General features: G+C 61.0%; 19 protein-coding genes and 4 pseudogenes. 13 read left to right on the top strand and 10 right to left on the bottom strand.

Annotated elements, in window-relative coordinates; all coding sequences use genetic code 11:
• The 4 genes and pseudogenes from CXQ92_RS16810 to CXQ92_RS16795 form a co-directional block, all read left to right on the top strand.
• A pseudogene (locus tag CXQ92_RS16810) lies at positions 1-254 on the top strand (hypothetical protein); the annotation flags it as partial.
• 73 nt (positions 255-327) lie between these two features.
• Positions 328-960 carry an isoprenylcysteine carboxylmethyltransferase family protein gene (locus tag CXQ92_RS16805; protein WP_258070031.1) on the top strand — a complete coding sequence of 211 codons (633 nt, stop codon included), beginning with the start codon at positions 328-330 and terminating at the stop codon, positions 958-960.
• Positions 961-1,106: 146 nt separating this feature from the next.
• Complete coding sequence (locus CXQ92_RS18910; protein WP_104168929.1) at positions 1,107-1,820, top strand: helicase associated domain-containing protein; 714 nt, start codon at positions 1,107-1,109, stop codon at positions 1,818-1,820.
• 576 nt (positions 1,821-2,396) lie between these two features.
• Positions 2,397-3,503, top strand: coding sequence for an IS110 family transposase (locus tag CXQ92_RS16795; protein ID WP_104168936.1), 1,107 nt, complete (start codon positions 2,397-2,399; stop codon positions 3,501-3,503).
• Positions 3,504-3,512: 9 nt separating this feature from the next.
• Here the strand turns inward: CXQ92_RS16795 and CXQ92_RS16790 are convergent, their stop codons facing one another.
• The 4 genes from CXQ92_RS16790 to CXQ92_RS16775 form a co-directional block, all read right to left on the bottom strand.
• Positions 3,513-4,094 carry a recombinase family protein gene (locus tag CXQ92_RS16790; protein ID WP_258070029.1) on the bottom strand — a complete coding sequence of 194 codons (582 nt, stop codon included), beginning with the start codon at positions 4,092-4,094 and terminating at the stop codon, positions 3,513-3,515.
• A gap of 293 nt (positions 4,095-4,387) precedes the next feature.
• On the bottom strand, positions 4,388-4,885 hold the full coding sequence (locus CXQ92_RS16785) for a Pycsar system effector family protein (protein WP_181033722.1): 498 nt from the start codon (positions 4,883-4,885) through the stop codon (positions 4,388-4,390).
• A 47-nt stretch (positions 4,886-4,932) separates the two neighbouring features.
• Positions 4,933-5,664 (bottom strand): adenylate/guanylate cyclase domain-containing protein, encoded by a 732-nt coding sequence (locus CXQ92_RS16780; RefSeq protein ID WP_146067504.1) that lies wholly within the window; start codon positions 5,662-5,664, stop codon positions 4,933-4,935.
• Positions 5,665-5,726: 62 nt separating this feature from the next.
• Positions 5,727-6,467, bottom strand: coding sequence for an adenylate/guanylate cyclase domain-containing protein (locus CXQ92_RS16775; protein ID WP_104168926.1), 741 nt, complete (start codon positions 6,465-6,467; stop codon positions 5,727-5,729).
• A 736-nt stretch (positions 6,468-7,203) separates the two neighbouring features.
• Here CXQ92_RS16775 and CXQ92_RS16770 point away from each other — a divergent pair.
• Positions 7,204-7,701: pseudogene (locus CXQ92_RS16770) on the top strand (chromosome partitioning protein ParB); the annotation flags it as partial.
• Positions 7,702-8,124: 423 nt separating this feature from the next.
• On the opposite strand, the gene CXQ92_RS16765 reads toward CXQ92_RS16770, so the two are convergent.
• Positions 8,125-8,553, bottom strand: coding sequence for a hypothetical protein (locus CXQ92_RS16765; protein WP_104168925.1), 429 nt, complete (start codon positions 8,551-8,553; stop codon positions 8,125-8,127).
• A 579-nt stretch (positions 8,554-9,132) separates the two neighbouring features.
• Between CXQ92_RS16765 and mobF the strand changes: the two genes are divergently transcribed.
• The 5 genes from mobF to CXQ92_RS16740 all read left to right on the top strand — a co-directional run bounded on the left by mobF (position 9,133) and on the right by CXQ92_RS16740 (position 19,483).
• Positions 9,133-13,944 (top strand): MobF family relaxase, encoded by a 4,812-nt coding sequence (mobF, locus tag CXQ92_RS16760; RefSeq protein WP_104168924.1) that lies wholly within the window; start codon positions 9,133-9,135, stop codon positions 13,942-13,944.
• Positions 13,945-14,061: 117 nt separating this feature from the next.
• Positions 14,062-15,681 (top strand): ATP-binding cassette domain-containing protein, encoded by a 1,620-nt coding sequence (locus CXQ92_RS16755; protein WP_104168923.1) that lies wholly within the window; start codon positions 14,062-14,064, stop codon positions 15,679-15,681.
• A 239-nt stretch (positions 15,682-15,920) separates the two neighbouring features.
• A complete protein-coding gene (locus tag CXQ92_RS16750) occupies positions 15,921-16,715 on the top strand; it encodes a TIR domain-containing protein (RefSeq protein WP_181033721.1) in 795 nt (264 codons plus the stop codon).
• A gap of 397 nt (positions 16,716-17,112) precedes the next feature.
• Positions 17,113-18,141, top strand: coding sequence for a PDDEXK nuclease domain-containing protein (locus tag CXQ92_RS16745; protein WP_104168921.1), 1,029 nt, complete (start codon positions 17,113-17,115; stop codon positions 18,139-18,141).
• A 472-nt stretch (positions 18,142-18,613) separates the two neighbouring features.
• Positions 18,614-19,483 (top strand): toll/interleukin-1 receptor domain-containing protein, encoded by an 870-nt coding sequence (locus CXQ92_RS16740; RefSeq protein ID WP_104168920.1) that lies wholly within the window; start codon positions 18,614-18,616, stop codon positions 19,481-19,483.
• A 325-nt stretch (positions 19,484-19,808) separates the two neighbouring features.
• Here the strand turns inward: CXQ92_RS16740 and CXQ92_RS16735 are convergent.
• Positions 19,809-20,159, bottom strand: a pseudogene (locus tag CXQ92_RS16735) (nucleoside deaminase); the annotation flags it as partial.
• Here CXQ92_RS16735 and istB point away from each other — a divergent pair.
• Positions 20,159-20,713: pseudogene (istB, locus tag CXQ92_RS16730) on the top strand (IS21-like element helper ATPase IstB); the annotation flags it as partial. The pseudogenes CXQ92_RS16735 and istB sit on opposite strands and share 1 nt — an antisense overlap.
• Before the next feature lie 323 nt (positions 20,714-21,036).
• Here istB and CXQ92_RS18290 read toward each other — a convergent pair.
• On the bottom strand, positions 21,037-21,195 hold the full coding sequence (locus CXQ92_RS18290) for a hypothetical protein (protein WP_181033720.1): 159 nt from the start codon (positions 21,193-21,195) through the stop codon (positions 21,037-21,039).
• A 170-nt stretch (positions 21,196-21,365) separates the two neighbouring features.
• On the opposite strand from CXQ92_RS18290, the gene CXQ92_RS16725 reads away from it, so the two are divergent.
• Positions 21,366-21,806 (top strand): hypothetical protein, encoded by a 441-nt coding sequence (locus tag CXQ92_RS16725; RefSeq protein WP_104168919.1) that lies wholly within the window; start codon positions 21,366-21,368, stop codon positions 21,804-21,806.
• 398 nt (positions 21,807-22,204) lie between these two features.
• On the opposite strand, the gene CXQ92_RS17940 is transcribed toward CXQ92_RS16725, so the two are convergent.
• The 3 genes from CXQ92_RS17940 to CXQ92_RS16705 form a co-directional block, all read right to left on the bottom strand.
• Entirely contained in the window at positions 22,205-22,708 is a 504-nt protein-coding gene (locus CXQ92_RS17940; RefSeq protein ID WP_146067501.1) for a hypothetical protein, read from the bottom strand.
• Positions 22,709-22,818: 110 nt separating this feature from the next.
• Positions 22,819-23,295, bottom strand: coding sequence for a hypothetical protein (locus CXQ92_RS16710; protein ID WP_104168916.1), 477 nt, complete (start codon positions 23,293-23,295; stop codon positions 22,819-22,821).
• A 232-nt stretch (positions 23,296-23,527) separates the two neighbouring features.
• Positions 23,528-24,190: an ABATE domain-containing protein gene (locus CXQ92_RS16705; RefSeq protein WP_104168915.1), complete on the bottom strand. Its 663-nt coding sequence runs from the start codon at positions 24,188-24,190 to the stop codon at positions 23,528-23,530.
• Between the two features lie 83 nt (positions 24,191-24,273).
• On the opposite strand from CXQ92_RS16705, the gene CXQ92_RS16700 reads away from it, so the two are divergent.
• Positions 24,274-25,158: an NAD(P)-dependent oxidoreductase gene (locus CXQ92_RS16700; protein ID WP_104168914.1), complete on the top strand. Its 885-nt coding sequence runs from the start codon at positions 24,274-24,276 to the stop codon at positions 25,156-25,158.
• Positions 25,159-25,190: the final 32 nt, after the last annotated feature.

Below are 25,190 nucleotides of genomic sequence, written 5' to 3'. Positions count from 1 at the left end.
CGGTGTTCGCGGCCTGGCTGTGGAGCCAGGCCCTGTTCGACATCTACATCCTCTGCCTCTACTGCATGGTCGTGTGGGCGGCGATGATCCCCCTGTTCATCCTCACCTCCGTCCGCAACATGGTCCACGGCATCATCCCCGCACCCGCCGCCCTCACCCGCGGACTCGCAGCATGGGTCGGACCGATCATCGTCCTGACCTGGATCGCCGTCGCAGCGTCCGTGTTCTTCCGCTTCCTCCACGTCTTCACCTGAGGCCGCTGACAACGGCTCAGGCAATCCTGCAGAACTCGTCTAACCCTTCCAGTCGATGCAATTGAGGCCAATCGTGTCCGTACACACAGCATCGCTGCTCGCGCTGGTCCTCTACGCCGTCGGTGTCATCACCACCTTCGGCGTCCGGTCCTGGATCCACCGACGCAAAACCGGAACCACCGGTTTCCAGGGCATCAGCGGAACACCCGGGTCGATTAAATGGTGGGGTGGGATCTTATTCATCGTGGCGATGGTCCTCGGTGCTGCCGGACCAGCCTTGACCCTCGCCGGCGTCGTCGTCCCGCCCCGATTTCCCGGTTTCGCCTGGGCCGGGTTCGTCGTCGCTATCGTCGGATTCCTTGGCACGCTGGCGGCCCAAAGCGGGATGGGCGCTTCCTGGCGCATCGGCGTCGACGCCACCGAACGCACGGACCTTGTCACCACCGGCCTGTTTGCCGTGGTCCGCAACCCCATCTTCACCGCCATGCTTGGGGCCATGACCGGGATCGCGCTTATGGCCCCCACCCCGATCAGTGTGTCCGCCCTGGCTTGCCTGTTCCTCGCCGTGCAGATCCAAGTCAGAGTTGTCGAAGAGCCCTATTTGAACCGCATCCACCAGCAGGCCTACGCCGCCTACACGGCGAAAGTCGGCCGATTCCTGCCTGGCATCGGCCGCACACCGGCACGCCGCATCATGCAGCACTAGCCAAGCCGCAGCACCACACCACCATTCCCTCGCTCCGCCTGGGACGGCCCAGCCCATCAACTACGCCATGCCGCTAGCTCGAGCGCGGGAACAAAGGTCCCCGAAAGGTACAGAAAACGGGCAGTCTCGGTGGTTGAGTAGGCCCTATGAGGTTCGATGACCTGCTGCGGAAGGAGGACGAATACCCTCCGGGACCCTGCGAGAGCAGGCGGGAATGGCTCCTCATGTACTCCCGCGGAGTCCCAGCCGAAGTCATCGCATCATGGTGCAGAGTCACTGAGGCCCGAGTGCGTCGCGCGATCGCCGGACAGATCCGGCACAGCCCCAGCTGGTTCGACCGGTGCCTACTGATCCATGACCAGCCCGTACCTGATCACAGCGGCCGGTTCAGTCGGCCGACCCGGGAAGGGTTGTGGTGGAAGCACTACAGCGACGTGGCCGCGCTCGTCAGAGAGCACGGGATGCTGCCCTCGCAGAATCACGGCAACCAAGCCCGGGTGCTTTACCGGTGGATCGAGGCCCAGCGCCGGCAGAATGACGCTGGGAACCTCACTCAGGACAAACTCGACGCCCTCGACGAGCTCGGCGCGTGGAAGGGCCGGCGGCGCGGCCGACCGGATGAGCACTGGAGCCGACGGCTCACGGAGCTGTGTCAGTTTTATGAAGCCAACGGGCGCCTGCCCATGTACGACCCGATACGCCGACCGACTGAGAAACGGCTCGCGGTTTGGCTTGTACGGCAGCGAACCTGGGAACGAAAAGGCCGTCTCAGGTCCGATCGCCGGCAGCGTCTTGACGCCGCACTTCCCGTCTGGAAGCCACAGGAGCCAACCGCCACGTCCGTCGCCGCCAAGCACTAGCCACCTTCACGCTCTTCAAGCGGTCCTGCGCTTCGCTCCGGCCTGATGAGGCCCGGGCGCTCCTTCGTCGCGCCCGATCCTGACGTTTTTGCTGCTGTCCTTCGGATTATGCCCCCGCTCCACAGCGTCAACCGGCTCCGCCGGCGTCGGGCACACCAATTCTGTCCGGCGCTCCTGCGTCGCTTATTTCCTCCCAGGATTGCCGCACCCTCGCACCTACGGCGTTGAGCACTGCTCCGTCGGGGACGAGCGAGCGAGCTCGCCAGCAGGCAAAAACAACTGTGAGTCTTACGGTGGCTGGTCTGGGACTAGCTGGCAGTGTTGATGCCGGTCGTTCTGCCGGGCGCGTGACTCGAAAAACAACTGGCCCCATTGAGGGTGCATTTCCCCCGACTTGTCCGCGCTGGGTGGAGTGGCCGGCGTTGACCTGTCCCACGACGGTGGCTTGATTAGAAGCTTGCCCACCCCCTGCGGTTGTGGCTCATCACAGTATTGCCTCGACGTGACTCCTCCCAGGTCAGTGCCGGTCGCCATGCGACCGGTCTTGCCCGTTCGATAGGAAGGAGGGTGGCCGCATTGACTATCGTTGCGCAGACCCGCCCATTCGTCATCGGCGTGGACTGTCACGCCCGCACACACACGTACGCCATCCTCGAGGCCAGTACCAAGCGACCGGTCGCGTGCGAGCAGTTCCCGACCACCTCGGCAGGGATTTCCCGCGCACTTGCCTGGGTAGGCCGACGGACAGACGGCGATACGGCCTGTCTATGGGCCGTCGAGGGTAGCGGCTCTTACGGGGCACGTCTGGCAAGGGCCGTAGCCGACGCCGGCTATGACGTCGCCGAGGCTCCACGAATGAACGCCCGAGGGCGCCGGGGGATCGGCAAGTCCGATCCGCTGGACGCCGCAGCTATCGGAACCGCGGTCCTGGCCTTGGAGGAGTCTCAGCTTCGAATCCCGCGCCGGGATGAAGGAACCCGTGCCGGGCTCAGGATTCTGAGCGCAGCGAGGGATCAGTTGACCCGGGACCGAACGGTGAATGTCAATGCACTCATCGCCTTACCCCGGGCACATGATCTGGGAATCGATGCTCGTAAACCTCTGGTTCCCGCCCAGATCGCCACGATCACCAGATGGCGGGAACGACAGGAGCAGATTGAACTATCGATCGCGCGCGAGGAAGCAGTCCGGTTGGCGCGCCGCGTTCAGGAGGTGACCACGCAGCTGACGGCGAATCAGAAGCGCATGACAGAGCTGATCCAGCAGAGCCCCGCGGCGCCGCTGTTGGAGATGGTGGGCGCCGGGGCTGTCACGGTCGCCACCGTCCTGACAGCGTGGTCGCATCCAGGAAGGGTTCGCAGCGAGGCCGCGTTCGCCTCACTGGCAGGGGTGAACCCTTTGCCAGCCTCAAGCGGTAACACGTTCCGGCACCGGCTCAACCGGGGCGGTGATAGGCGCCTGAACCGAGCCTTGCACACCATCACTATGACCCGGATGGTCCACGACCCCGGCACCCGGGACTACGTCGCCAGACGTACCCAGGAAGGCCGCAGCTGCCGCGAAATCCGCAGATCCCTCAAGCGCTACATCGCCCGAATTCTCTACCGCCAGCTCAACGCCCTTTACGCCACCGCGGAACCGGCCCGATCCCACGTGGCCGTGGCAGACCCTTACCCCGGATAGGAGCAGGGTCTACTTCTTTGGTGCCTGGGTTGCGGCTGCTGCCGGGACCCATCGGTAGAGGGTGGGCACGGAGACTCCTAGGGTGTCGGCGACCTCCCGGGGTGGTGTTCCCTGGTTGAGGAGCTTTCGGGCTGAGCGGATCTTGGCGTCCGTCATGATGCGTTTGCGGCCGCCGACACGTCCTTGTTCGCGTGCGGCGTGCAGTCCGGCCTGCGTACGTTCGACCATGAGTTCGCGTTCCATTTGGGCCAAGGAAGCCATGACGTTGAAGAAGAAGCGTCCGGAGACCGTCGTGGTGTCGATCGCATCGGTGAGGCTGACGAACCCCACGCCGCGGTCGCTCAGCCCGCCGGCGAAATCCAGGAGGTCTTTCACGCTCCGGCCCAGGCGGTCCAGCTTCCACACCACCAACGTGTCACCTTCGCGCAGGTTGTCCAGCGCCTGGTCGAGGCCGGGACGTTGGGCCTTGGTGCCGCTGATCGTGTCGTAGTAGATCTTGTCGCATCCAGCCCTCTGCAGGGCGTCGCGCTGCAGGTCCAGGTTCTGGTCCCGGGTGGAAACCCGGGCGTAGCCGATGCGATGCGTGACCACGGGGTGTTCCCTTCTCGAAACTCGGTTCAGGCTCCTAGTTTGACTGTACTGATTCGAGAACTGTTTGTGAGAACCAGGGCGCCGGGCTGCTCCTTCTGTTTTTAGAGCCATTTTCCGCCGCAGGACGTCACGCCACTTCGATGAGCGGTCGCCTCGGGGTTCTCGATTCTAGGCGTTCTTGGAATCCTTCGTATTCGAGAATGCCTTCGTTACTTATCCCCGGAGTCGGCGTGGGCTGGTGCGTCCGGTAGGGGCAGGTTGTATCAGTCTGCAGCTGTACAGGCTCAAATCCCCTAGGGCGTCAGGCCGAACCGGATCATGGCGCCACACGTTACAAGGACCACCCCACCAGATATGGCGAGCCACATCGAGACTTTCACGGCAACGTGTTTGCGCCAAGCAATCTCGCTCATCTTGACCATCTGGTGTGTGAGCACAGGCAGGAGGTCTTTCTTTGCTATGGCGCCAGGCAAGTCCTCAGGCTTCCAATATTGCAAGTGCCCGAAGTAGATGAAGTTGTTCGGGTATTCGTTTTTGACGTGACGCATGCGAAGCCGCGGGATGACGACCCATACGGAGAAGGCAGCTGCGATAAGTAGCGCCACGATGCCGCCGTAGTAGAGGACGTTTTGCCAGGGCCCTTCGAGAGCGCTGAACATGCGCTTGTCCCCTGAGAGCGCCACGGTCGTTGCCACGCCGGCCGATTCAATCGTGAACGCAAATGAGGCCTTGGCATCAACCTTGCCCGTCCAGTCAACGAGCGCCCCGTGAATTCTCCAGGCTGTATCCAAAGACGAGCTGTCTTTCGCGGTCTCTTCCGACTTCTCTCTGACCCATTTCAAGGTTTACGCCACCACGTGCTCGCATAGGTCCTGACCGTATATGGTGCAATGTCGCGCTCCAGGGGTCCGGTAAACATCAGCTTCTTGTCGACGCTCAATTTCGTGGCGTCATTCAGATACCTGTACACCTCATCGGTGACGATCGTCGGGCCCCCTGCTTTTCTAAGGCCGCTGAGCTTTGCCGCGATGGCTGGGGCCGCGCCAATGGAAATCAGGTCGTTATGGTTTGCGCCACCGGGTTTGTTCCGAACGCCAGCACGGACGATAAGGGCATCGCCACAGTCAATTCCGACCCCGTGTTGAACGCGCCACCAGTTACCGTTCGCCCGTTTTCTGTTAATAGTGAGCTTGTTGATTACTTCGCTGACGACCCAGTTGATCTTGAGGGCTGTGTTGGTCGCCTGGTTTCGCATACTGTCGCCCATAAAGATGCCCATGACCCGATCTCCATCGAAGCTCTTGATGGTGCCGCCATTGGCACGGATGATCTCGCTAGCGCCCCCTAGATACATGCGATGCACCCTCGCGGCGAAGTCTGAACCGTATAGCTTTTGCATCTCCGTCGAGTCAGCGAGATCCGCATATAAGTAGGTTGCTTGTACTTTGACGGCTCCGTTGGAATGGGCGACGTCTTCGGTGCTTGGCACCACTTGACCCTTGCGCTCATTCCAAGCAACGCCAAAGAGTGTCTTCGCGTTTGCGGATATCTTGTCGGACAGGACAGACATGCTTCTCCTAGAAATCAGTGGGTGTCAGTTGGGGGGCACCTAAAGTACCGCAATGCGAATCATTAAGGTGTCCAGCGCCAGCCGCTCTTATAGATGTACACCGCGTGAGGGCCAGCCTCGGCTTCGGCGGGACCGGTCCACATGTTGGTCTTGGCCGCTCCGCCAAGTTTGCTGCCCTCGTCCAGGAAGTCGTAGACGCGGTTCGTGATCCATACGGGCCCATAATCGGTACCTCTCCGTGCGCTGAGCTTCGCAGCGATATTCGGCGCTGCGCCGATGGAAATCAGATCGTTGTGGTTGGTGGTTCCTTCCTTGTTCCGCACTCCGGCTCGGGTGATGAAGGCCTCTCCGCAGTCGATCCCCACTCCATGAGTTACCACCCAAGGGGTCTGCTTGTGGCGTTCAAAGACTTCCTTAATCTGAGGATTAATAACTGTGTCCACAAGCCAGTTGATTCGCAGACCTACTCTGGCGGCAGTATTCCTCATCTGGTTTCCAACGAAGATGCCCATCACCCGGTCCCCGTCGAAGCTCTTGATACTTCCCCCTGCATTGCGGATGATCTCGCAAGCACCGGACAAATACATTCGCATGACCCTTGCCGCGAATTCCGGCGTGTGGAGCTTTTGAAGCTTAGTTGAATCTGCTAAATCTGCGTAGAGGTACGTGGCTTCGATCTTGACGGCGCCATTCTTGAAAGCAACGCTATCCGTGCTGGGGACGACTTGGCCGTCCCGTGTGGCCCACGGAGTGGAGAGAAGTTCTGCGGACGTGGCCGTGATCTTGTCCGACAGGACCGTCATGTGTTCCTCCTTGACTGAAGATTGATCCTTCAACACTACTGAGAGGGGCTGACAGCAATGGCTCGACGCGTCCAGTCACACTCGGGAAATAGGGGAACTCGGGCGGCTGGAGGGAGAGCCATGGTTCTCGACTCAATTGGTCCTTGAAAGCCTTCGTTCTTGAGAAGCCGTGTGGATCAGGGGCATGGCCGACCAGGAAAAGGGCGTCCGCTGGCGCGGCCGGCTGTGGGTCCAGTGCCGTCTCCGCAGGGCTCCGCCGCCCCTGGCCCTGTTCTGTCTACGACGCTTTGGCTGCTGTCCTGTCGGATTGTACGTGTCCGCTCCGGCCGGTCTAGCCCCTCCTTCGTCGGGGCCTGCGGCGCACGAATTTCCCTCCGGCGCTCCTTTGTCGCTGATTTCCTCCGAGAATTTCCCGCCCCTTGCCCTCACGGGTAGACAGGCCTCCGTCGGCCACAGCTCCGCAAGCTTCGCCAGCAGCCAAGACAACGGGGGGAGAGGAGACGTGCCGGTCACCTAAGCCGCCCCCCGCACCGGCATAACAACTTGGTCCGCCAGCACCCATTTCCAGCCGCTTGACAGACATAGAAGCGTCGGGGGAGAGGCCACTGCTGGTCACCAAAGCCTCCCGACCTCACCACTGCAACCAAGGAGCAACACCGTGAACGAGAACAAAACGACCAAGGACACGGCCGAGACTGTGTCGGTGCCTGCTCTGCCGGTCGATAACCGAAGCGGGGACGTGGGCTTCAAGCTCCGCTATAACTCCGGTTCAGCCGCACCCAGCGGACCCCTGAGCGACGAGCAGAAGGCCGCACGGAAGACCCTCATCGCCAACAACAAGGCCATGGAATCGGCGACAGTCGTCCGACGCGATTTCGTCCGGTCCCTGCTGGCGAAGAAGCAGGCACCGAAGGGCTGGCAGTACTTCACCGTCCACGCCCTGACCCACCACACTCAGGTCGCCAGCGGCTACGAGGGAGCCGTGGCCGCTGAGATGGCCGGAGCGAAAATCGAGGGCAAGGAATCGTGGGGATGGAACCCACTCCGCGACCACGTCGCGAAGACCACCACCCGCCCCGAAGTGCCCATGATCGCGCTGGTCTGCGCAGGGTTCGAGAAGACCATCGCCAAAGACTCGTGGCGCTCACCGAGCGCAAGCCACCTAACCTACCTCACGCAGTTGGTCACTTGGGGGTACACGCCGAGCGAGGTCGAGCAGATCATCCTCGACAGCGCGAATAAGACCACCGAACCCGACGAGGACACAGAGACGTTCGAGGAAGTCCACGCGGACGAGGAGGAGATGATCGCCGAAGAGTACGCGGCCGAGTAGCACCGGGCACCGGTGGTGCAGGGAGCAACAGCCCTGCACCACCAGCCCCGGCCCGGAGAGGGGAAGGTGGTCAGCTCGCCACTGGTGGGCGGGACGGTTCGCCGCCGCTACGGGAACCTCGAGCTGTGGTCGCCGGCGACGACCCGCCGTCCTCGCACTCAAGCTCACTGAGGCTCCGGTGCCGCGCACCAGGTACGCACGCACCGGCCGCGCTGCACGCGGACACGACCAGGAGAAAGGACTACCCAGATGCGTTACCCACAGAAGAGGGGACCGACACAGTTCGGTCCCCTCACTTCGTGCTGCCCGCTAGAGCGTTACCCGCTAGGCGGCCTTCGTCTCGGCGGCGACCTGCTCCGCGACAGCGTCTGCTGTTGCCGCCAGAGTCGGCTCGGTCCGCGCTTCTTCGGACGACGAGCTGGTGCCAGCCCCTTCCAGGGCCCGCTTCATCTCAGCGGGGCTGAGCCCGAGTCGGGCGGCGACCGCCGCGCGACTCTCTCCGGTATCGAGCATCTGCTGCACCTTCGCCCCAGCCTCCTTCGCGGCCGCTTCCGCGTCCTGCTCAGCCTTCGCCAAAATCGTATCGGCCCGCTCCCGCGCCTCGGCGCGGATCTGCTCGGCCTGCTGCTCCTGCTCGAAGAACTCCGCCGCCAGGTCAATCAACCGCTCGTGCCGTGTGGTGAGCTCCTGAGCTTTCGCCCTCGCCTTTTCCCGTGCCGCTACCTGCTGCGCTGACTTCCTCGGTGCTGCCATGATGACTCGTCCCCTTCACTCATCCTGCGGTCCAAACCTGTACCTGATACTGCGTCGGCCACGACTTGCGATCCGACGCACTTTCCCTGCCAAACCTAACGGTTAGCGGCCGGTCACCACAGGTAGACCCCAACCGATCACCGACCTTGTCCGACGTCACCGCTGGCACCCACGAGCCGACTGCGGAAAGCAGATGCGGACCTCGCTGGCGCTCGGACTGGATCTAACGGACGTTGACCACACGTGGACAGCTCCGAGATAACCCAACGTCTCTATGCTGCCCACCTGGTGGATAACGTCCGTTTGCGGTTCCACACAATCGAACGCACGGTGGATAACGAAAACCGTGTTACCCACCGCCCATTCTCATGTGCACAACCGCATCGAGAATCGATGGACCAATCGTCCTGGTTTCCACCGCGCTTCATCTTCGGTATCCTCCTCCGTCGTCACCAAGCAATTTCGCACCCCTCCAACCAGAACAATCTGTCACACCTCTTGCATCTTGATGAGAGAGGTCCATCCGCCGCGGCGTGCCGCCGCGAGCGACACGGGGGAGTGGGTGAGGATGAGTAGGTGATGACCGTCCATAAGCTCAGTGCTGGGGATGGCTACGCCTACTACACCTCCGAGGTCGCCAGCGCCGATGAACTGCGCGCAAGGGGCCGTGAGCTGGGGGACTACTACACCGTCGAGGGCATGCCTCCGGGCCAGTGGGTCGGACATTCCGAGCAGCTACTGGGTGTCTCCGGCGAGGTCACCGAAGCGCAGATGAAAGCCCTGTTCGGTGAGGGCCTGCACCCCGAGGCCGCGACTATCCTTGCCGCTGGCGGTACGACTGAGCAGATCAAGCTGGGGCGGAAGTACCACCAGTACGATGCGGCAGACACGACAATGACGCGCCGGATCGCTGAGGAAGTGGCCCGGTTCCGGCGCACCAGCGGACCCGCGTGGAGCGGCCCGGAGAACGCGGACAAGGCACTGCCGACAGAGGTCATGCAGGAGATCCGGTCCCGAGTCGGCGGAGAGCTGTTCCGTGAGTCCCACGGCCGCAACGCCCGCAGCAATGAGGAACTGGCCCGGTACGTGATCGCGCAGACCACTCCGTCGAAGCAGACCGTCGCCGGGTATGACCTGGTGTTCTCGCCCGCCAAATCGGTATCCCTCCTGTGGGTGCTGGGCGGAGACGAAGCACGCACAGCGGTCGAGGCCGCGCACAACGAAGCCATCGCCGAGTCGATCACCTTCCTCGAGAAGAACGCCCTCTACACCCGCCGCGGGAAGAACGGTGTCCGCCAGATCGACGTCGACGGTGGCGTGGTGGCTACCCAGTTCCGGCACTACGACTCCCGCGCCGGAGACCCCCAGCTGCACGACCACGTCGTCATCGCGAACAAGGTCATGGGCAGCGACGGGAAATGGTCGTCCGTCGACGGGCGCACCCTCTACAAGATGGGCGTCGCCGCATCCGAGACGTACAACGCGAAAGTCATCGAGAAGGTCTGCGCATCCCTCGGCGTCAGCACCGTCGCCCGGTCGACCGGTGGCGGAGAGCCCGTCTACGAAGTCGCCGGCATCGACCTCGACAGCATCCACCGCGCCTCCTCGCGGCGCACCAACATCGCCGGAGCGATCAACCGGCTCGAAGGCGAGTTCACCGACAAGCACGGGTACGCGCCCAGCGATAAGCAGAAGATCGCCCTGGCACAGCAAGCCACACTGGAGACCCGACCGGAGAAAAAGAGCGCCCGCCGCCTCTCCGAGCTGGTCGACGAATGGCAGAAGGACTACAGCTCCGAAATGGGGATGCCGGTCGGACCGGCCCTCCTCGAGCACGTCCGTAGCACCGGCTCCGGCGCGCCCGCCGGCCCCAGTATCGCCGACCTCAACGTGCACGAGCACGCCCGTCAGATCGTCCACGAACTGTCAGCCAAGCGCGCCTCATGGGGCCGGAACCACGCCATCGCCCAAACCCGCCGCCACCTCAAAGAAGCCTTCCCCGGACAGACCATCACCGACGAAACCGTGGAGAAGGTCACCCGCTCCGTGACCGGCACCTGCAGTCTCCAGGTCACACCGGAAGCCATCACCCCAAGCCTGCACGAGTTCCAACGGTCCGACGGATCGAGCCAGTTCCAGCAGGCCGACAGCGCCCTGTTCACCTCCCATGAGGTGCTGAACGCCGAGCACAGGATCCTCGCCGCCGGACAAAAGACCGTCATCCCCGCCGTGTCCATGGAACGCTTCGACGCAGTCCTGGCGAAGCACACAGACGCCGCTGCTATGGCCGGCAAGCCATCCCTATCCCAAGGACAGATCGACCTAGCGCGCGCGTTCGCCACCGACGAGAAGCTACTGACCCTCGGCATCGGACCGGCAGGAACAGGTAAAACCACCAGCCTTTCCCTTGCCGCCGACGCCATCCGCGACACCGGCGGACGGGTCATCGGACTCGCCCCCACCGCCGCCGCGGCCGCCGTCATGAGCGGAGACCTCGGAGCCGAAGCAACCACCATCGACGCGTTCCTGGCCACCCACCACAACAAGCAGCAAAACCAACAGGACAACGGCGCGGGCGTACGTTCGAGCTTCACCAACCCGGCCTTCATGCCTGTATCGAACCTGCGAGCAGGGGATGTGATCATTGTCGACGAAGCCGGCATGGTCACCACCCCGAAGCTCGCCCACGTTGTCGCCGTCGCCGCCCGCAACGGTGCCGTCGTCAGGGCCATCGGAGATGACCGCCAGCTCGGCGCCATCGGCTCCGGCGGCGCGCTACGCCTGCTCAACAACGAGGTCGGAGCGGTCCGCCTCGAGGAAGTCCACCGCTTCCGCACGGAAGGCGAGTCAGAGGCATCCCTGGCACTTCGGGAGCCGCCCGCCGCCGGCGCGGACACCCCGTTCCACTGGTACCTCGAGAACAAGCGCGTCACCGCAGGCACCCTTGAGGCCATGACGCAGGACGCCCTCGCCGCATGGATGGCCGACACCCAGGCGGGCAAGACCTCGCTGCTGATCGCCACCGACAACGCCACCGTCACCGACCTCAACGCCCGCGCCCAGGCCGCCCGCATCGCCACCGGCGACCTCGTTGCACACACGGTAGACGGCACCGGCCCGATCACCGAGGCAATACCGTCCGTCGTCCTGCGCGACGGACTCCGCGCCTACACCGGCGACACCGTCGTCACCCGCAAGAACGACCGCACCCTGCAGGTCAACCAGGGCAAGGACTTCGTGAAGAACAACGACGTCTGGACCGTCGAAAAAGTCACTGCAGACCCCACTGCCAACCCTGCTGCTGACGCAGCTGCAGGTGAGGAGAGGCAGCGCATCACCCTCCGGCACGCAGGCCACCGTGGCCGGATCACCGTCGACGCCGGCTACCTCCACGAGCACGGACAGCTCGGCTACGCCGCGACCGTGCACCGCGCCCAAGGCGCGACCGTGGACACTGCGCACGCCATCCTCGACGATCGAACCGACCGCGCCGGCGCCTACGTCGCTGCCACCCGAGGACGCGAGACGAACCTGCTCTACGTCGCCCTCGGCGACGACAACGACCAGGCCGTGACCCGCGACAGCGTCCTGTCCACGATCACCGCGAACTACGACCGCGCCCTGTCCGCGCACGAAGCAGTACGGCTAGAGGCCGTCCGTACTGGCGACGTCGCCACCCTCGCCGGCGTCTACAACGAGGTCGAGAACGCCGCATGGGAAGCCAAGACCCGAACCATCGCAGCCGAAGTGATTGGGCCGCGGACCGCTGAACAGTTCACCTCGCACGAAGCATGGGAAGCAGTCGCAACCCACCTACGTGCAGGAGAAGCCCAGGGACTCGACCCCGCCGCACTCCTCGCCCAGGCCGCCGGCGTCACCCGCGACAGCACCGGGCGCGGACAGCACACCGACACCGGCCACCTGCGCGGATTCGACGGAGCCCAGGACCCGGCAGCCGTCCTCGCCTACCGGCTCGAGCAGCGCATCGACGCCGCCTACAGCCTCCTCTCCAACGCCGACCAGCGTCCCCTCGGCGCAGTGTCCGATGAGCACCTGGCCCGCCTCGTAGACCAGGCCACGAAGCACGCAGCAGGAACCGAGCTGCCGCGCCGCTCGCACGGTGAGGTGCCGATGGACACGCAATGGGCGGCACGTCCGTTCGCACTCATGCGGACCGACAAGCTCGCAGATGCTCGCACCGATGCCCTGCAGCGAGTGCAAGCCATCGACCCGACCCAGCCCGTCGACACCTCAGGCCGGCATGAACAGAGGAAGGCACAGTGGACGGTGCAGGCGATCACCGTCGAACTGGAACGCCGCCAGGATCTCTCCCCGACGCAGGCCGCGATCGAGGGCACCGCACGCGGCGAGGATCCCCGTACTGCACACCAGGTCACCATCGGCGACGCCATCAGGAACGAGCAGCAACTCCGCTCCGTCGCACTGCCACAAGCCAGCACGGCCAGCAACACGAACACGGGGCCAGCGGCAGCCGCGACGGTCAGCGAAGACCTCGCGCCGTCCGTGCTCCTGCGTGACGAGCTGGTGCCCGCGTCCTACCGGATCGAGCTTGACCGGCTGCGGGCGCATCTCGGGCAGAGGGTCATGGTCCGGGGCGCGCAGCTCGCGGAAGAGAAACCAGCGTGGACGAACGCGCTCGGCCCCGTGCCCGGGAAGGACGCAAAAGCCGCCGAGTGGCATCGCATCGCGGCCGAGACCGAGGCATACCGGAACCGGTACAATATCGGCACCCACGAGACCGCGTTGATCCCCAAGCAGCACCGGGACGACCCAACCGCGCAGCGCCTCATCGGACGCGCCACCGCCCTGCACAAGCACAGCGAACTCACCACCGTCGCACCCAGGACGGCCACGCAGATCCAGCAGGGGACGGATGAGGCAGCGATCGTCGACCGCATGATGACCGAGCAGGCAGCAGCCCGGCGCGTCGTCGACCGGCTGCGCGCGGAACGCGCCGCCGCCAGCGATTCCCTGCCGGCTCCGCAGCAGCGCGAAGCACGGATCGTGGACGCCGTACAAGCAGAACCAGTACCGCAGCAGGGCGACGATTTGTCCACCGCCGTCGCCAGCGTGCTCGCCAGGCACCGCGCACGGGCCGCAGCCGCAGCCGTAGCCGCTCCAAGCAAACCGCCGACGGATGCAAACGACCAGAGGCAGAAGGAGGCGATTGGGAGTGAGAACAACAGCACTACTACACGCCGCACCAGTGCTGCTGCGGCATTCAGTCAACGGCAGGCTGACCTGATCGAGCGCCGAAAGGTGACTGCCACTGACCGTCAGGCTCGACAGGCGGCAGCGGGTAAAGCGACCGCGGCAGCAAAAAAGCGGGCGGATGAAGCCAGCTCCCGAAACCAAGGACGCGAGCGTTAGTCTTTGTGAACGGCACCGTGGTTCGCTTAGCGGACTCCTCTAGTAGAGGATGATTGATGATATTTTTGTTCCAGGATTCTATTAATCCGCACCTCGCCGCACTTTCGGAAGGCTTCAATGACTACTCAAGCGGAGATGCAGCCCATGCATGTTTGGGCCGTCCCAACTTCGTCAGGGCAGTTCGACCTATCAGTTGATACAGGGCAAGCTGTTGTCGTACTTGGTGCAAACGGTGCTGGCAAATCGGGGTTAGCTCAATGGATGGCGGCGAACTTCCCTTCTACACAGCCTATCGAGAGAGTTGTGGCTCACCGCCAAGTTTGGATGGCGTCATCGGCATCTAATCTAACGCCCAGTAGGCGCGTGCAAAACGAAGTTGTTTGGAAATCTCAAGATTCTACGGAGCAATCACGCTTCAAAGATGCTTTAGGCGAAAATAGGAACAATCTCCTTTTGTTTCGTCTCACATCCTCAGAGCACCATTACAACGCTCAGGTAACAAGCACCCTAGAGCAAGGAGGGGATTGGAAGGCAGTCGGCGAACGCCCCTTCATAAAGTTGAATAGAGTCTTGGGGCAGAGTGGTCTTGATGTTTCGGTGAAGGTAAATTCGTCTGCCGAGCTTTCCACGCGAACTAGTGCGGGTAGTGAGTATGAAATTGCAAGAATGTCGGACGGTGAGAAAAGTGGATTGATTATTGCAGGCGAGATTTTGACAGCACCGAAGAACGCTGTTGTTCTACTCGATGAACCTGAACGTCATCTACATCGATCGGTCAGCGCCCCACTCGTCATTGCCGCGATCGAAGAGCGTCCTGACTGCTCATTTGTCGTGTTCACCCACGATTTAGAGCTGGCGAGAGATCTACGAATGGGAGGATCTAGAACGTTGGTTCTGAAGAGCTGTACTTGGTCGAATGATCAAATTGCTCATTGGGACGTCCAAGAAGTGCCAGTCGACGACAACATTCCCGATGGAGTTGTGCAAGCGTTACTTGGCGCTCGACGCCGTATTCTTTTTTGTGAAGGAATACGTGGAGGACTCGACGATCAGCTTTACACCATTCTTTACCCTGAGTGGGATGTTGTGCCGGTCGGTTCATGCGGCGAGGTGATTCGCGCAACAAAAAGTTTAAGCAACCTCTCGGAATTCGCATGGGTTGAATGTCGAGGTATTATCGATTCGGATCGTCGAACCGAAGAAGAAATAGCAAATTTCGGTCTCAGTAATATATGGGTAAGTGCAGCCCACGAAGTTGAAAATTTGCTATTCCTACCACCGTGCCAAGAAGTGATAGCAGAGGTTCATGCTAGTATGCGAGAAATTGACGCTCGCGAGTTACTAGCAAAAGCGCAGGAGGACTCGGTCAAGGAACTTCAGCGTGCCGGAGTAAAGCAGCACATTGTCTCCCAGGCCGTGTTGGCTGATGCGAGAGCATCACTGATAGGGCAGGCGGAAGCTATCAATGCAGCCAAGATTGTGGAAGCCTCTGTCACTATTGAATACCAGGTGAAGGGCGCGCAGTTCGACGCCGAGTACGACGTGCTCCTAGCGCGTAAGGACTTAAGTGAGTTCATGTTATCCTTCCCTATCCGCGAATCGGGGTTCCGAAACGTAGTTCATAAGGCACTACATTGCATTTCAAACGAAGATTATATATCGATGGTGATCGCGCAGGTGCGTAGAAATAGTTCGCTAGCAGAAATCTTGAGAACACTGATAGAACGCAAGAGCTAATGAGAGGAGCTACCGTGCACCTGAGGAAGTTTACGCAACCGCAGTGCAGCGTATCGGTGGAGGGCCGCGGATGAGGGAGTCCTGCCATCGTGTGTTTGGCAACGATCGGCGATGTGGGCTCCAGCGACGTGTGCACGAGCACGGCCGCACTGAGCCTCCTCAGGAGGCGTGCAATCCCAATGCGCGTGCCTGCGTGGCGTGTGAGAAGACTCACGGAGTCTCAACGGTATGCTTCTCGCATGGATCTCGCTCGAAAGCTCGAATTGTTAGAGGAGCAAATACTTGCTGCCAATGATGGCATGCCGTCCGATCTGCAGGATTGGAAGGGCCAAGCGGAAGTAGTCATTCGCACTGTGATGGGTGCAGAAAGTCCGCTTTACAAGCGGTTTAATTCTGTTAGCTATAGCCCAATGGTAATTGGTCCGGGGACAGACTTCGCTCCCTATCGAAGGAGTGGAGTTCAAAATGCTGTCAAGATCCTCAAAGCGGCCAAGCGCGAATTAGAGTTGATCGAAGAGAGCAAAAGTGCTCTCGCTCAAGTCGTCGAGGATATCGTTGAAGTTGAAGACAAGGGATCCGTCGACCCTAACGGGCGCGTTTTCGTAGTCCACGGCCACGATGACGCAAAGAAGCACGAGCTTGCTCGTTTCCTACAAAAACTAGTTGGACAAGACCCAGTAATACTGCACGAGCAATCGAACAAGGGCGCGGTTCTTATCGAGAAACTCGAAAATAGTGCCGCGGGAACGGGGTTTGCTGTGATCCTTCTAACGGCGGATGACCTTGGCCGTGCAAAGAATGACATAGAGGAAAAACCCCGAGGGCGTCAGAACGTCGTGTTCGAGATGGGATTCTTTATGGGCGCGCTGGGCAGATCAAACGTCGCGGTTCTGCTCGAGGACGGTGTAGAAGCTCCGGGGGACGTACAGGGTCTGGTATACACCCCGCTGGACGTCTCAGGAGCCTGGAAGACAGTACTCGCGCGGGAAGTCGAAGATGCAGGCTATAGCGTCAACTGGAAGGCGCTGCGCTAGTCGGGTGAGTGGCACGGCGCGGATCCTTGCCACCATGGGTCGACAAGGGGGACTATCCGGCACCTTCTTGATTCGTAACAAGAAGCCGTGGGTAAGTCACAGCTGGAGGAGCGCTTAGTCACGGGGGCGCTTAAAGAACGTCCGAAAATTTGTAAGTACGTCACTCCCGAACTTAGGGTCCTGCGGTGACCCTGGCAGTGCCGCCGCAGAGGGGAGCAACTGTTCAACAAGCTGTTGAACATTTGCGCTGCATCAGTGGGATTGGTGCACTGCTGCCGTCTGATACAGCAGTACTGGGCTGTTCCAGTCGTATCCATAATTGCTGACGTGGCGTCTGCCCCGTAGTCATCATCACAGCGCTCATCGTTTAAGGCGAGGCTCTATTAAGGTGTGAGACGTGACTATCCTTGAATCTGATCTTCCGCTGAGCTACGCAGAGACGCTGACGGAGCTGGCCAGCTCCGTGCGAGCCGCACAGGCGAGAGCTCAGCGTGTGGTGAACGCTTCCATGATGGAGCTGTACTGGAATATCGGCCGAACCATCCTGCAGCAGCAACAGGCTGAGCCGTGGGGGAGTAAGGTGCTCGGTCGTTTGGCGGAGGATCTCCGTGATCAGTTCCCGCACATGAAAGGGTTCTCGCGCAGGAACCTCTACTACATGCGAGCTTTGGCCGACGCATGGCAGGGAAGTGAAACATTCGTGCAGACACTGTCTGCACGAATCAGCTGGAGCCACAACGTCGTCCTGCTCGAGCAGCTCCAGGAGCAGAGCCTGCGCGAGTGGTACGCGGCGCGCAGTGTCCGCCACGGGTGGTCGCTGGCCGTGCTCGAACACCAGATTGCGTCCAGGCTTCACGAGCGGGAAGGGGCAGCTCCGAACAACCTCGAAGCGCGATTGCCGGAGGAGGGGACTGGGCTTGCCCGCGAGGTAGCCAAAGACCCTCTCGTCCTAGACTTCCTCGGTCTCGGGCCCGAGGCGGATGAGGCCGCGATCGAGGATGCCATGTCCTCACGCATGACACAGACGCTCATAGAGTTCGGCGCCGGCTTCGCATTCGTTGGCCGGCAAATTCACCTCGAGGTCGGGGGTGACGACTTCTACATCGACCTTCTGCTCTATCACATCCCCACAGAGCGCTACGTAGTCGTGGAGCTCAAGGCCGGAAAGTTCAAGCCCGAGCACCTCGGGCAGCTAAACTTCTACGTCTCAGTGGTTAACGACAAAATCCGGCTCCCTCGACAGCGACCATCCGTCGGGATCCTCGTCTGCGGCGCGAAAAATGAGCATACCGTCCGATACGCCTTGGATGGAGCAGCCCAACCACTTGCTGTCACCTCTTATACCTACGAGGCTCTTCCCGAAGCTGAACAGGAAGCATTGCCGTCACCCGAAGCCATCGTTACTGCACTCGAGCTCGACGACTGAAGAACTCAATTGTGCAGACACTGTCTGCACAATTACGTGTGGCGATCAGTGATCGCCACACGCTGCGTCTGCCGAGAAGGTTGGGCCCACTGGCTCACTGCAGCATTCGTGACAATCAGGCCGGCAAAAGACCGGTGGCGGAGTGATAGCAGTTGGGTGCCAACTGGGCTGCGTCAACTATTGTTCACATAACGTCGAGTATTGGCGACGCGGACGGAATCCGGCCGCAGGGACTCCCCGCAAGACTCAGCTCTCAGCGCACGACGACGATGCGATCCGTGTGACCGGTGGCGGTATCCGCCCATTCATTCGGGCGTTCGCGGGGCACGTAACAGTGCGTGCCTAGCGCTGATCCTCCCGAAGGTGAGCTAGTTAACGCGGCGGGTGACGCCGCTCTTCGGTCCGTTCGATGCCATGATTCTATGGCTGCGAACGGGGCACTAGGTGTTGCTTTGGACGGTAGGGTGTCAGCATGAAGGTTTTCATCAGTTGGTCCGGCGACAAGAGCAAAGCAGTTGCCGCCGCTCTCCACGAATGGCTTCCCGGAATCCTGAATAACGTGGACCCCTGGATGAGTGATTTGGATATCGAATCGGGGCAGGACTGGAATCAGAGAATTACCGGAGAGCTCGCAGATACCCGCTTTGGCATCATCTGCATCACCCCAGAGAATCATGATCGGCCGTGGCTCAACTACGAAGCTGGCGCGCTTTCACGACAGGTCGGTGCCGTCGACACGCGAGTGGCACCTCTTCTCATTGACTTCGATTCGCCTACTGACCTCACCGGTCCGTTGACAAAATTTCATGCCAGACTCGCTAACGAGGAGGGTATTAGACGCCTTGTGCAGGACCTCAACTCAGAGTTGTTGCCGCATGGCGTTCGCGAGGACATTCTCGGCAGGTCGTTTCAGGCATTATGGCCTCAGCTCGAGGCGCAACTCGCCGATATCGATCGAGAACTCTCTCAGCCAAGGGCGTCTCGGCGCCCTGAACGAGAGGTGATAGACGAGGTGCTGGCTCTTGTCCGTGGCATTCATGCTGTAGTAGGAGTTGAACCCGAGTCACGCCAGCCTTCGGTCGTTAACCGACCTACTAATGACGTGATGGCAGCTGCAGGGAACGCTATGAAAGTCATCGAATTCGACGGTCGATACCTTCTGGGTTATGACGGCGTCCGGCTCATGGTTACCACCGACGTGACGCTGCTTGGTTTCCAACAATCTGTCATTCGCAAAGCTGTTCAGCGAAGCGACTCACCGAAGACTCCAGTCGTATTCTCGGTGGACGCTGATGAAATTCGTCAGTTCGAGGAAGAGTACGAGCAACAACGGGAGTACTGAAATCTGCTAGTTAGGAGCTCAGCCGTGTAGGGCTAGCAGGTGAGCCCGAACTAGTGCTGCCAGAGGCGCGCCGTCGCAGCGAGGTGAATGCTGCTGATTGTCAACGAATGCATAGCAACATCGATCGGATGAGATTTTCGGGGCGGGATAGGAACATCCAGAGCCCTCCACAAGCGAGTACTTGACATAATCTAAGTTATCGGCGAATCAAAGTGAAGGCTGGAAGGGGTCGGGACGGCCGCCGGGCTGTCTCCTCTAATGCATTTCCGCACAGAGCCGGTGGGTGTCTTCGACCCGTGGGCCAGTGCTCCTTCGTGCCGTTCGTTTACTCGGCGATGTCCTCGGCCCACAGTTCAGGGTGTTCGTTCTGAAAGCTGCGCATCATCTCGATGCATCGGGCCTCATTCAACACCACTACTTCGACGCCACGTGAGCGAAGAAGATCGAATTCGCCGGAGAACGTCTCGGCCTCGCCCACCACCACGCGCGGGATCTTGAACTGGATGATGGTCCCGGTACAAATCGGACAGGGAGCCAGGGTGGTGTGAAGGGTCGTGTCCCTGTAACTTTTCTGACGTCCGGCAGCCCGTAGGGCTGACCTCTCGCCGTGGGCGATTGGGTCACCATGCTGAACACGCTCGTTGTGGCCGTAGGCAATCACCTCTCCGCCTCGGGCCGCGGGACAAATGGTTGGGTGACTTCGACTACGAAGCGAACCCGAACATCAACCCGGCCACGATCAATTCCCTGGCCACCGGGGATTGGATTCGCAAAAGTCAGCCCCTATGCCTGATCGGAGATTCAGGGACCGGCAAATCCCATCTGCTCATCGGATTGGGTACCGCAGCCGCCGAGAAGGGCTACCGGGTCAAATACACCCTCGCCACCAGGCTCGTGAACGAACTCGTCGAAGCCGCCGACGAGAAGATTCTGGCCCGCACCATCGCCCGCTACGGACGGGTCGACCTGCTCTGCATCGATGAACTCGGCTATATGGAACTCGACCGCCGCGGCGCTGAATTGCTCTTCCAGGTCCTCACCGAACGCGAGGAAAAGAACTCCGTCGCCATCGCGTCCAACGAATCCTTCTCCGGCTGGACGAAAACCTTCACCGACCCACGCCTCTGCGCAGCGATCGTTGACCGCCTCACCTTCGGCGGGAACATCATCGAAACCGGCTCCGACTCCTACCGCTTCGCCCACACCCGAAACCAGCAAAGCGCGAGCTGACCCGCTGGTTTATCACCATCAACTACGAGCGCCCCACCTCAGGCGGGGCACTACCGACGGCTGTCCTGCAAGGGATTCTCTTCCGGGCAGATCAGAGGCAGCTAACCTTGGCGATCCCGTGGTTCCACGCCGTGATCTAGCTCCACCCAAAGACGGTCACGGTCGGATCCAGTAACTGCGACTGCATCCAAACGCATGTCGAGACCAGTCTGAGGATGAGCAGTAACAAAGGACCCGCTCTGCAATTCCTCCGCGGAGTACCACCCGGGGCCGTAGTCCTTTTCTGCATACTCGTGTTCCCCATCAACCCAATGCACTTGCGTCTACATGCGCTCCGCCTTCAACCAGAAGGCCGGCAGAACACGCATGGGGCTGATCGAGGTGGTCAGCCACCCCTTGACCTCACCATTCAGCGAGAGCTCCCAGACTCCTGCTCGAAAGATGTTCAGTTGTGGATCCTGGGGCCAATCCGTTTCGTCCATCCATCTGTCTATCCATCGCATCCTTCAGTTGTAACCCTTCCCGCCCCGGAAGGCGGTGGTCCTGCGTGCGCGGGGTGGGACGAACGTGCAGATGAGGGGCAGGCTTGCCTGCACTCGAGGTAAGCCTGCCCCTTGCTCATCATGGATGATAGATGCCCGATAATTGAGCGATGTGGATATGGGAGATTCTTAGGCTGAAGCTCAGTCGCGAGTGGCGCGCACGGAAAGCTCGCTTGCTGGAGTTGGAAGCCCTACCGGAGCCTGACTACGGTTATGGGCCGTCCTGGGAGGGAATCGTTGCTGGAAGGCGTGAGTTCGCCGGCAGAGTGATCAGCGGCCCGTATATCGGCCACGACCTTCTCATTCACGTGTACGGCGAGGCTGATTCGAACCGATCCTATGAACCGAAGGACTTCGACTTCGCCGCCGACTACTTCATCACCGACAGAGCGTTGGCCGGCCCCGGAGACGACGACCCGGACCCCTGGTTCGCCACTCTCGAAGAACTGAAAGAGTGGCTATCAGAGCAGTCCATCAACTGGTACCCGCCCTATGTCTCGCTCGCTCGTCTCGGCTTAATACATGGCTTTGACGGCAAACGAGTGCCGTAGTGCGCGGCATCCCGCTAGGGGATCCCCTCAGGGGAATATCTCTAGTGCATTCTGTTGATATGCATCCAAGCAGTCGCAAGTGGAAAAGTACGGCCGAGGCGGTCCTGGCGCTACTTAATGATCTGGATCCGTACAACCTCGAACCTGGCACGCCAGCCGGTGCGCCGCACGACGAGTACGAGAACGAAGCGCACCCCATAGCTAGCTTGCTGTTTAAGAGCGGGTCAGTCAGTAGGAGTCAGGTGGACGTGATTTGGCAGGAGTGGTTTCAGGAACCTCTAAGCGAAGTTATCGGTGCTGCGAAGGCTGGTCGCTTCTGCGTCAACCTCAACTCGATCAACGACTCGGCCTAACGTCCCTGAATGTTCGAAAGCCGATCTATATTCGGGACGGATAGATCAGGTTGGAGTGCAGGTCAAAGGCGCCGTGCTGAGTCGGTGCCGCAGGTAGCTTCGTCCCAGTTGGTCAGCAACATCGTTGAGGGCTGCCTCATACTCACCGCGATCGAAGACGAGCGGCCCAACATGAGTGATCCTGTCTTCCTCCTGAAACTCATCCGGCTCGTTCTCAGTACTGGGCGGACCGTCATGACAGAAATCGCTCCAGACCACCTGATCAGTTTCACCTTGGACTCTTACGCTGATCCCACCGCACCCCTCGTCGAAGCATTCACCACAGAAATAGAGCCAGACACGGTGCGGAAAGAACTCCCCCGGGAGCTCGCCCTTCAGTCGACGAATCTGGTCCTGGGCGGCGCCGAAGGGCAATTTGCGGCGTCGCAACAGAGTGATGTCGTACTGCTCCAGGTCATTCGTCTCGAACACCAGCTCCCGAAGGAACTGACCATCCACGAGAAAGTCAAAACCACCGCTCGCGTCAGGGCACAGACCGAACTTATTCATGCCGAGACCAGTACCTTCATTTGTCTCCTTCGCACGTCTGGGACCGCAGGGGAAGCTTTCTAGCTGCTGGCACCGCAACTGCAGTGGACTGCACGGGATCTCTTGGCGGGTCAGAGCGGCTTCGGGCCGCTCGAGAAGTTTCGAGCTAAGCGCCAGTCGAAGCCGTCTGACTCGATGATCAATTTGCGGACGATGCCGCGGCCCAACGGGCTGCGCCGCTCACTGATTCGGCCTCCTCCCTCGAGGTATACCAGCATTACAAGACAGAGCTTTCGCAATGCTTCCTCCCGGTACACTTCGGCGTCCTCCTCATCGTCCTCTTCATCGAAGACCATGGTCTGCACGCTCAGCTCCGGAACGTAAGCGATCATGAATGGACCGCCGTCAGCTCCGATGATGACTGAGCGCCCCTCGCTCATGCGGCTTTCGACGAGTGAACCATAGGGCCAGATTTTGTGATCGGTGTTCGCATCGGCCGTCACAAGATGCTCATCGAAGACTTCCGGGATGACGCGTCCGAGCATGGCTCTCATATCGATGGTCGTGGCGACAGCTTCGCAGACCGATGCCACATAGACACGCTCCACCAGGAGAATCAGACAACTGCCTCCGAATGACTTGCTCGAAGATCCTGAACCTGGGTCATAACCGTAAGGCATCGACGGCTTGGCTACGTTCGATGGTCATCAGCCGGGGCCACTCCAAGCCGTCCGGCCGGGGCCAAGACGGCTTGACACAATCACCCGCGTTCACCCATCGAGCAGAGCCTTGGCTGGTGACCTGCTGATGAGGATCATGGTGCAGCCGCGCACAACGCACCTATCGTGTGGCGGAAGCGCTGCTGACGTCATCCGCCGGCCGCCGGTGGGGCGTGGACGCACCGGCTGCGCCGTGGCGGAATCGGGCTTTCTTGGCACGGTTCCCACAGGTGTTCATGGAGCACCAGCGACGGTTCTGTCCGCGGCTGGTGTCGACATACAGACCGCCGCAGACGGGATTCTCACACGCCTTCACATGGTCTCGTAGGTCCCCTCCAAGCACGGTGATCGCGTCATAGGCGACGAATCCGAGCGCGGCAAGGACGGGATCATCCGCGTGGCTGCCCCAGCGCAGTGTGCCATCAATGAGTTCGGGGTAGGTCTGGCTGGCGCGGGACAGTTCGTTGAGATGCCCCAGATCGGAAGAGCGCGGGACTTCATTCTTGGCGACAGCGGTGCCGACACGGTGAATAACCTCACGTATCTCACGTGCAACCTCGAGGTGCGCGTTGGTGGCTCGATGCAGGGTCAGCCTTACCTCGTTGGCGCTCAGCCAGTCATCCAGGCGTTCCGGGGTGGGCAACCGTTCCAAACGGTTGCCATGGCGGTCACTGAGAGTGGCGGTAAAACGAAAGGCCAGCTGTTCGTTATCCAGACGGAAAGCCGGAGGTGATGCCCTATCCACCGCATTACTCACAGCTCCGTCATCAACCGCTCTATTCATAGAACCATTTTAGACGGTTCAGGACATCAGGCCTATGGCATAGTGGAACCATCTGAGTCGGTTCTAAAGAAAGCGGATGTGAAATGGCTGATGTGACTGTGGTGGGCACAGGGGCGATGGGGGCTCCTATCGCACGGAATCTTCTGAAGGCGGGGTATAAGGTTGCGGTGTGGAACCGTGATCGAGCCAAGGTGGAGCCGCTCGTTGAGCTGGGAGCCACTGCGGTACAGGACCTGGCCGAGGTGTTCGCCTCGGGGGTCGTCATGTCGGTACTGGCTGATGACGAGGCAGTCCGCGAGGTGTTCCTGAACAGTAGGGTCCTGGATGCCGCCGAGCAGGACTCGGTGCATGTAAATCTCGCGACCATCAGTCCCGACTTGGCGGAAGAGACAGCCACCGCCCACGCTCAGCGGGCCGTGGGTTATCTGGCGGCGCCAATGTTCGGTGGTGTTCCGGTTGCTGAGGCCGGCCGGTTGAACATCGTCACCGCTGGGCACGCCGCGGTGCAGGAGCGTATGCGCCCTCTGCTGGAGGCAATCAGCGCGGGTATCTGGGCTGTCGGTGAGCAGCCGAGGCAGGCAAACGTGGTCAAGGTGGCGGGCCAACTGGTGATTGCTTCCGCAATTCAGACCCTGTCGGAGGCGGTGAGTATGGCGGAGCGTGATGGGGTCGAGGGCAGCCGCCTGGTCGAGATCCTGACCTCGACCGTCACTCCTGGACCCGTCTACACCAGGTATGGCGGGTTGATTGTTGATCGGAAGTATGAGCCCGCGGGATTCACACCTGCGCTGGGCCGTAAGGATGTCGACCTCGCCCGCGCCCAGGCCGGACTTACCGGCTTGCGCCTGCCGATCGGGGATCTGCTCTCGAGCCTGCTCACCGATGCCATAGAGGCCGGACACGAACAGCAGGACTGGGCGGCGCTTGCCGAGGTCCAACGCCACCGCGGGCTCCTGGCGCGTCGATGACCGGCACTTCCAGTGTCACCCGATCCACGAGG

Source organism: Arthrobacter sp. SX1312 (assembly GCF_002929295.1).
In the GTDB taxonomy this organism is placed as follows: Bacteria; Actinomycetota; Actinomycetes; order Actinomycetales; family Micrococcaceae; genus Arthrobacter_D.
Note: the sequence above shows the minus strand (reverse complement) of the source record. Positions and strands in the feature narration are given on the sequence as shown.

Excerpts from the sequence above, each read along its gene's own strand:
- CXQ92_RS18910 (WP_104168929.1), top strand. The coding sequence starts at position 1,107 with ATGAGGTTCGATGACCTGCTGCGGAAGGAGGACGAATACCCTCCGGGA.
- CXQ92_RS16780 (WP_146067504.1), bottom strand. The coding sequence starts at position 5,664 with ATGTCTGTCCTGTCCGACAAGATATCCGCAAACGCGAAGACACTCTTT.
- CXQ92_RS16775 (WP_104168926.1), bottom strand. The coding sequence starts at position 6,467 with ATGACGGTCCTGTCGGACAAGATCACGGCCACGTCCGCAGAACTTCTC.
- CXQ92_RS16765 (WP_104168925.1), bottom strand. The coding sequence starts at position 8,553 with ATGGCAGCACCGAGGAAGTCAGCGCAGCAGGTAGCGGCACGGGAAAAG.
- mobF (WP_104168924.1), top strand. The coding sequence starts at position 9,133 with ATGACCGTCCATAAGCTCAGTGCTGGGGATGGCTACGCCTACTACACC.
- CXQ92_RS16755 (WP_104168923.1), top strand. The coding sequence starts at position 14,062 with ATGACTACTCAAGCGGAGATGCAGCCCATGCATGTTTGGGCCGTCCCA.
- CXQ92_RS16750 (WP_181033721.1), top strand. The coding sequence starts at position 15,921 with ATGGATCTCGCTCGAAAGCTCGAATTGTTAGAGGAGCAAATACTTGCT.
- CXQ92_RS16740 (WP_104168920.1), top strand. The coding sequence starts at position 18,614 with ATGAAGGTTTTCATCAGTTGGTCCGGCGACAAGAGCAAAGCAGTTGCC.
- CXQ92_RS18290 (WP_181033720.1), bottom strand. The coding sequence starts at position 21,195 with ATGGACGAAACGGATTGGCCCCAGGATCCACAACTGAACATCTTTCGA.
- CXQ92_RS16725 (WP_104168919.1), top strand. The coding sequence starts at position 21,366 with ATGTGGATATGGGAGATTCTTAGGCTGAAGCTCAGTCGCGAGTGGCGC.
- CXQ92_RS17940 (WP_146067501.1), bottom strand. The coding sequence starts at position 22,708 with ATGAATAAGTTCGGTCTGTGCCCTGACGCGAGCGGTGGTTTTGACTTT.
- CXQ92_RS16705 (WP_104168915.1), bottom strand. The coding sequence starts at position 24,190 with ATGAATAGAGCGGTTGATGACGGAGCTGTGAGTAATGCGGTGGATAGG.
- CXQ92_RS16700 (WP_104168914.1), top strand. The coding sequence starts at position 24,274 with ATGGCTGATGTGACTGTGGTGGGCACAGGGGCGATGGGGGCTCCTATC.